Below are 6,460 nucleotides of genomic sequence, written 5' to 3' on the forward strand. Positions count from 1 at the left end.
ATGAAGATTAACTTTCACTTAGATAAAAAGAACAAGCCTCAGCATGAAAGCGGTATGAAGGTTGTCTATGGTCACGCTAAACGTGGCGGCTATCGTCTGCGTTGGTACTTGATCCTCGCTATTGTCATTAGCCCTGTTGTCGTGATGTCTTATTACCTTTTCCGCTCTCAGGTACTGATTACCGCGCCGGGAATCATCACTTCTCACCCACTGGTGATCACAGCAAAAGAAGCCGGTATTATCGCGCCGCTGCCAATTAATGTTGGTGAACAGATCAAGGCCGAGCAGTCTCTACTGCTGATGAACGATAATATTCTCGCTAAGGAAGTCGACTTTTTGGAAGGCGAACTAGCGCAACTCGAAGAGCACCTTGAGCAAGACCGCAGTTCAGAAGCGATTTATCAACGAGCGATTTCAACCACCCAATCGGATGTGAATAAAGTCGGCAAGATCCTCAACAAATACGAGACTTACCGCGCGAAGGGTCAAGTCTCTGAGGTGGATTATGCGGCAGTGGTCAACGTCAACAACGCGCTGAACAACCAGCTCAGCGGGCAAAGAATTGCGTACATCGAATCACAACGCAGACTAAAAGAGTTGGAGCTGGCGGGCGCCATCACGCAGCAATATCGCTCGCTGAAAAAAGAGTTGGTAGCGAAAAAAGCGCAGCAAGACAATCTTAATATCCGCGCCCCTTATGATGGCAGAGTGATCGACATCCATGTGCGTGAAGGTCAACGCGTGTCAGAAAACTATCCGCTAGTAACCATTTCGAAGAACGTAACACCTGATATCACTGCATTCCTCGACCCTAAACACCTGAAATATGGTGAGATTGGTGTTAGTGCGGACGTGAAGTTCCCAGATGGTAAAGTCTACGCAGCGACGGTGTATAGCCCGGTAGAAGTCGTGAATAAGTTGCCCTCTGAGCTGCAAAAGCCGTTTGAAGGCCAACCTGCGTACCTGAAAGTCACTCTCAGCTTTGATGAACCGATTGAAACCGAGCGCTGGATTGAAGGCGTCGAAGTGGAGGTAATCTTCTAGCTAATCAAAGTATCTTCCCTCAAAAACCAACAGAGCCGCCTTATCTTAAGGCGGCTCTTTTATTAGAGCTTAAGTAAACGCGCGACCCAAGTAATTTCGCCGAAAGCGATCAAGTCATAGATAGAGAAAAATATTGCGCAAATTACCGCTAGTTTGATCAATCGAATAACAATTAACATATCCATTCCTAAATACAGACAAAGCCGCATCACGCGGCTTTGCATACCAATCTTGTTTGGCTAAGCGATTAATGAACTGGCGGGTTCGTCTTTGCGTAGAACTTGCCAAAGTGCTGCTCCAACACTTCTGGCGTTAACTTGCCTTCCGCTTCCAGTTTTTTCAACTCAGCGGCAATCGCTTTTTGTTCTTCAAGCGACGGAAGTGCCGTCTCAGGCTCATCACCCATCTCTTGAGACATCTGCTCCAAGTCTTTTTCGAAATCACTCATGGTTCACTTACCTTACAAATAAAAACTGCCCTTAAGTTTACCTACTTAGCTGTTGTTATTCTAGTTGGTGATCACCATCACGACTTTCACCAACTGTGGTTAAGCAAAAAACAGGATTTCAATTTTGAAAGATTGCATCTGGTAATTTAAGCCCCATATCCTTACTAATCAGAGAAAGCGCTGAAAAATCATCGGCAAAGGTTATGTTTAAGCGGCACTGTTCGTTTAACCAACAACTGACGCTGGATTAAGGAACTTTTTCGCTTTCTCAATCCACTAAGTGGAAAAACAAGGAGAATTAGGTCAATGCAATCGCACGCTCTACAGCAACTCAGAGAATACTTAAATAGCCAAGTGATTGGCCAAGAAGAACTGGTCAATCAACTGCTGGTCGCCCTGCTCGCCGATGGTCATATTTTGGTTGAAGGACCTCCCGGGCTAGCAAAAACCCGCGCGGTAAAATCGCTTGCTGATTGTATTGAAGGTGACTTCCACCGTATTCAATTTACGCCTGACTTACTCCCTGCTGATCTGACGGGCACCGATATCTTCCGCCCTGAGACTGGCGAATTCACTTTTCAAGCAGGCCCGATTTTTAACTCCTTAGTATTGGCCGATGAGATCAACCGCGCACCAGCAAAAGTTCAGGCAGCGATGCTGGAGGCGATGGCCGAGAAGCAAATCACTGCGGGTCGCAAGACTTATCACCTGCCAAAGCTGTTTTTAGTGATGGCGACACAAAACCCTATCGAGCAAGAGGGAACATACCCACTGCCAGAAGCGCAACTTGACCGTTTTCTGCTGCATTTGGACGTTGACTACCCGGATGCTCAGAGTGAACTGGAAATCCTACGCCTAAATCGTGGTGAAGCGAAAGGCGACAATTCCGCAACGCCACCACTGCTCAGCCAAGACGACATTTTTGCCGCTCGCCAAGAAGTGCTGAACATCCATATGGCCGAAGGCGTTGAGCAATACATCGTCCGTCTGGTCATGGCGACTCGAGAACCGAAGAAATACGATGACACCCTCAGCGGCTGGTTAGAAATGGGGGTCAGCCCGCGTGCAACGATTGCCCTTGACCGCTGTGCTCGCGCTCATGCTTGGTTAAACGGTCGCGATTTTGTCTCGCCAGAAGACGTTCAAGCGATGGCATTCCCAGTATTGCGCCACCGTTTACTGCTGAGCTACCAAGCCCAAGCCGAAGGCATTCACCCAAATCAGGTGATCAACAAACTGCTCTCTTTGGTCGGCAGCGCATAAGGCGACGCAGATGGAAAACGTATTACCGCCCGCTTGCGATGGGGTCAACCTCAGTCTGGATGAGTTGATTTACTACAAGCAGCACAGCGTAAAATGGTTACCGCCCGCCAAAAGCCTCTGGTCACAAATACTCGGACAACACCAAAGTCGCCAACTTGGTCGAGGTATGGATTTCAGCGAAGTCCGCCAGTACCAAGCGGGTGACGACATTCGGGCGATAGACTGGCGAGTGACAGCGCGCACAGGTAAACCACATACTAAGTTGTTTAGTGAAGAACGAGAAAAGCCGATTGTGCTTTATCTCGACTTGAGCGCTAGCATGTTTTTTGGCTCTCAGTTGATGCTGAAATCAGTTTTGATGGCGCATATGGCCAGCCTGATTACTTGGCTTAGTGTCGCCCAGCAAGACCGCGTTGGCGCGATTATCGATACAGGCACGCAGCTAATCGAGCTGAAACCCGTCGCGCGCAATAAAGGCGCTTTGGCGATTGCTCAAGCTTTGGTGACACATCACAACAAACAGTTACAATCACCACAAACCAGCAATGATTCAATGAATGAAGGACTACACGCGTTAGCGAGAATGTGCCCTAAGGGCAGTGAAATCATCCTGCTAAGCGATTTCGTGCGGCTCAATCACGATGCAAGCCTGATGCTGAGAAAACTTGGTCAACACAACAAAGTACGCTTAGTCCAAATCTATGACCCGTTGGAAAAAGGCATCACTAACTACAGAGGAACGGAGCAAGTTTCAGACAAACACACCACCCGCTGGCTCGACTTTTCATCGACCAAGACGCGTCAAGGTATCGAATCAGCATTTACTCAACATCAGCAACAACTAACCCAACTGGCTCACAGCCTCGGTATGAGTTTCTCTACGCTCTCTAGCGATACGGCACTCTCACAACAATTACATGGATTTTAATAAATGAGCAATGAAACTCAAACCTCGACATTACCGCTTCAGCCGATGCATTTGCCAGATGCGCCTAGCTGGTTTCCGCTCGCTTGGGGCTGGTGGGCATTGATTGCGGGGACCTTTCTTTTCGTTTTGATCGTCGTACTAACCTGGCGCTGGAACAAGAAGCGCTTAGCTCCAAAGAAAGCCGCGCTGCGATTGTTAGAGAGAACCTTAAAGCCATCTGAAGCGATGGAGCTACTGCGACAAGCCGCGCTGTGCTATTACCCAAGAACCGATATTGCGCAGCTCACCGGTAACAAATGGTACGAATTTTTGGACGCACAAATTGATTCTAGCCACTTTGTGTCGAACCAGAGTACGTGGCAACAGGTGCTGTACAGCAAACAAACCAGTGAGAATGACCAGGAGTTAATCCAGCACTGTATTGAGTGGGTTGAACACGCCCTACCGGCGAAAAAGAGGAGGAATTAACTTGGCGAACTTTGAGTTTGTTTGGTGGTGGAGTTTCTTTCTGCTGCCAGTACCTATCATTGTCTACATGTTAGTTCCACCGGCGTCGCAGTCGGCGCCAATCCACCTGCCTTACGTTCCTGAGGCTGGTAGCAGTGCTACGCCGAGTAACCATATCGCGAAACTCTTAGCTGGTTTGGTTTGGCTTGCCTTGGTTATCGCGATGGCAAGACCCGTTTGGTACGGTGAGCCCGTCACCACTCAACCCAAACACCGTGACCTAATGCTAGTGCTCGACCTTTCTTACTCAATGAGTAAAGAAGATATGAACGACGGTAGTGATTACATCGACCGGCTATCAGCGGTAAAAAAGGTTGTCAGTGACTTTGCACAAAAACGCGAAGGTGACAGGCTCGGTTTAGTGGTGTTTGCCGATCATGCATATCTGCAAACACCATTGACGCTTGATCGCACAACCATCTCGCAACAAGTTGACCAATTGGTACTGCGTTTAATTGGGGAAAAAACCGCAATCGGCGAAGGTATCGGCTTGGCGACTAAGACCTTTATCGATAGCGATGCGCCTCAGCGGGTGATGATTCTCCTGAGCGACGGCAGCAATACTTCAGGTGTACTTGACCCAATTGAAGCGGCGAATATCGCCAAGAAATACAATGCCACCATTTACACCATTGGCGTGGGTGCGGGCGAAATGATGGTCAAAGACTTCTTTATGACCCGTAAAGTCAATACCGCTCAAGACTTAGACGAAAAGACGCTGATCAAGATAGCCGATATTACTGGCGGTCAATACTTTCGCGCGCGCAATGCCGATGAACTGGCAACCATCTATGACACCATTAACAGCCTAGAACCGATTTCCAAGGCGACGCAAACATGGCGACCTCAAATTGAATGGTTTGGTGTCCCACTTAGCGTGGCGCTCACTGGTTTTATCGTTTTAATTATTCTACGGAGGAATCATGTCTGAATTTACTTTCCTCTACCCGCTCTGGCTACTCGGCCTCATTCCATGGCTAATGTTGCTCGTGTGGCTAAGTAAACGCCAAAAGAGCCAAACATTAATTGCGCCTCATCTTGCCAAAGCAATGGGCTTACAAGTTAAACGCTCGAAGTCGGCATTGCTGAGTATTATCGCGGCGACAGGGGCGATCACGCTCATCGCGTTAGCTGGCCCTAGTTTCTCGTCTCAAGAGCGCCCTAGCTTTGCCAATACCAGTGCTCGTGTTGTCGTGATGGACATGTCGATGTCGATGTACGCAACCGATATTAAGCCAAACAGGCTCACTCAGGCACGCTACAAAGTCACGGACCTACTCAATAGTTGGCAAGACGGCACCACCGCGTTAGTTGCTTACGCTGGCGACGCATACGTTGTAAGCCCAATGACCAGTGACACACGCACCATCGCGAACTTAATGCCGAGTCTATCACCGGAAATCATGCCTTATCCTGGCGCGAATGCCGTTAAAGGTGTCGAACTTGCGGTAGAAGTGATGCAGAACACGGGGGCAAGCTCTGGCAATATTGTGTTGGTCACGGATGATATTGATGCCAAAGAAAAGCAAGATATCGAATCGTTACTCAGTGGTAGCAACTGGCGTCTCACTATTCTTGGTCTAGGTTCACGTGCCGGCGCGCCGATTCAACTCCAAGACGGTACGTTAATGACCATGGACAATGGGCAACCTGTGGTCGCTAAGTCGGATTTTGCTGCAATGCAATCGCTCGCTTCAGCAGTCAATGGACAATTCATCCCAGTGCAGCTGACTAACCGCGATGTTGAGCAAATCGTCAATCTTACCTCTCAGGTGGATGGCACTTCATTAAACAACAAACAGCACAAGATTGAAGAGCGCATCAACCAAGGTTTCTGGCTGTTGCCCCTACTCTTAATTCCAGCGCTACTTATTTTTCGCAAAGGCGTATTCTTCAGTGCACTGCTGCTCATTCTGCCGCTTACTAAGCCAACACCTGCGCAGGCAAGTCCTTGGTTGACGCAGAATCAACAAGCCATGCAGCAATACAACGCCGGCGAATACGAGCAAGCCGCAGAACAATTCAACGATCCTAGGTGGAAAGGTATTGCGCAGTATCAAGCGGGCGACTATCAAGCCGCGATCGACAGCTTGCAGTCTGACACATCATTAGAAGGCAAGTACAACCTAGCGAATGCTTTTGCACAAGCACAAGACTTTGATAAAGCGATTGAGCTGTATCAGCAGGTGCTTGAGCAAAACCCACAACATCAAGATGCGAAAGCGAACTTAGAAGTGGTAAAGCAAGCCCAGCAACAGCAACAGCAACAG

The 6,460-nt window shown here is 48.6% G+C and carries 7 protein-coding genes; 6 read left to right on the forward strand and 1 reads right to left on the reverse strand.

Translation table 11 applies throughout. The features are described 5' to 3' along the window. Window positions 1-1,044, forward strand: coding sequence for an HlyD family secretion protein (locus AKJ31_RS22125; RefSeq protein ID WP_053411154.1), 1,044 nt, complete (start codon window positions 1-3; stop codon window positions 1,042-1,044). A 247-nt stretch (window positions 1,045-1,291) separates the two neighbouring features. On the opposite strand, the gene AKJ31_RS22130 is transcribed toward AKJ31_RS22125, so the two are convergent. Continuing rightward, a complete protein-coding gene (locus AKJ31_RS22130; protein ID WP_053411155.1) occupies window positions 1,292-1,492 on the reverse strand; it encodes a chromosome partitioning protein ParA in 201 nt (66 codons plus the stop codon). Window positions 1,493-1,798: 306 nt separating this feature from the next. Here AKJ31_RS22130 and AKJ31_RS22135 point away from each other — a divergent pair, with 306 nt between their 5' ends. The 5 genes from AKJ31_RS22135 to AKJ31_RS22155 all read left to right on the forward strand — a co-directional run. Beyond that, window positions 1,799-2,755 (forward strand): AAA family ATPase, encoded by a 957-nt coding sequence (locus AKJ31_RS22135; protein ID WP_053411156.1) that lies wholly within the window; start codon window positions 1,799-1,801, stop codon window positions 2,753-2,755. 10 nt (window positions 2,756-2,765) lie between these two features. Then, a complete protein-coding gene (locus AKJ31_RS22140) occupies window positions 2,766-3,683 on the forward strand; it encodes a DUF58 domain-containing protein (RefSeq protein WP_053411157.1) in 918 nt (305 codons plus the stop codon). 3 nt (window positions 3,684-3,686) lie between these two features. After that, complete coding sequence (locus AKJ31_RS22145; RefSeq protein WP_053411158.1) at window positions 3,687-4,151, forward strand: DUF4381 domain-containing protein; 465 nt, start codon at window positions 3,687-3,689, stop codon at window positions 4,149-4,151. Window position 4,152: 1 nt separating this feature from the next. Next, window positions 4,153-5,121, forward strand: a complete 969-nt coding sequence (locus tag AKJ31_RS22150) for a vWA domain-containing protein (RefSeq protein ID WP_053411159.1) — start codon at window positions 4,153-4,155, stop codon at window positions 5,119-5,121. Continuing rightward, window positions 5,114-6,460: vWA domain-containing protein (locus AKJ31_RS22155; protein ID WP_053411160.1), on the forward strand; the 1,347-nt coding region annotated here is incomplete at its 3' end. The genes AKJ31_RS22150 and AKJ31_RS22155, both read left to right, overlap by 8 nt.

This window comes from Vibrio hepatarius (assembly GCF_001274785.1).
Taxonomy (GTDB): Bacteria; Pseudomonadota; Gammaproteobacteria; order Enterobacterales; family Vibrionaceae; genus Vibrio; species Vibrio hepatarius.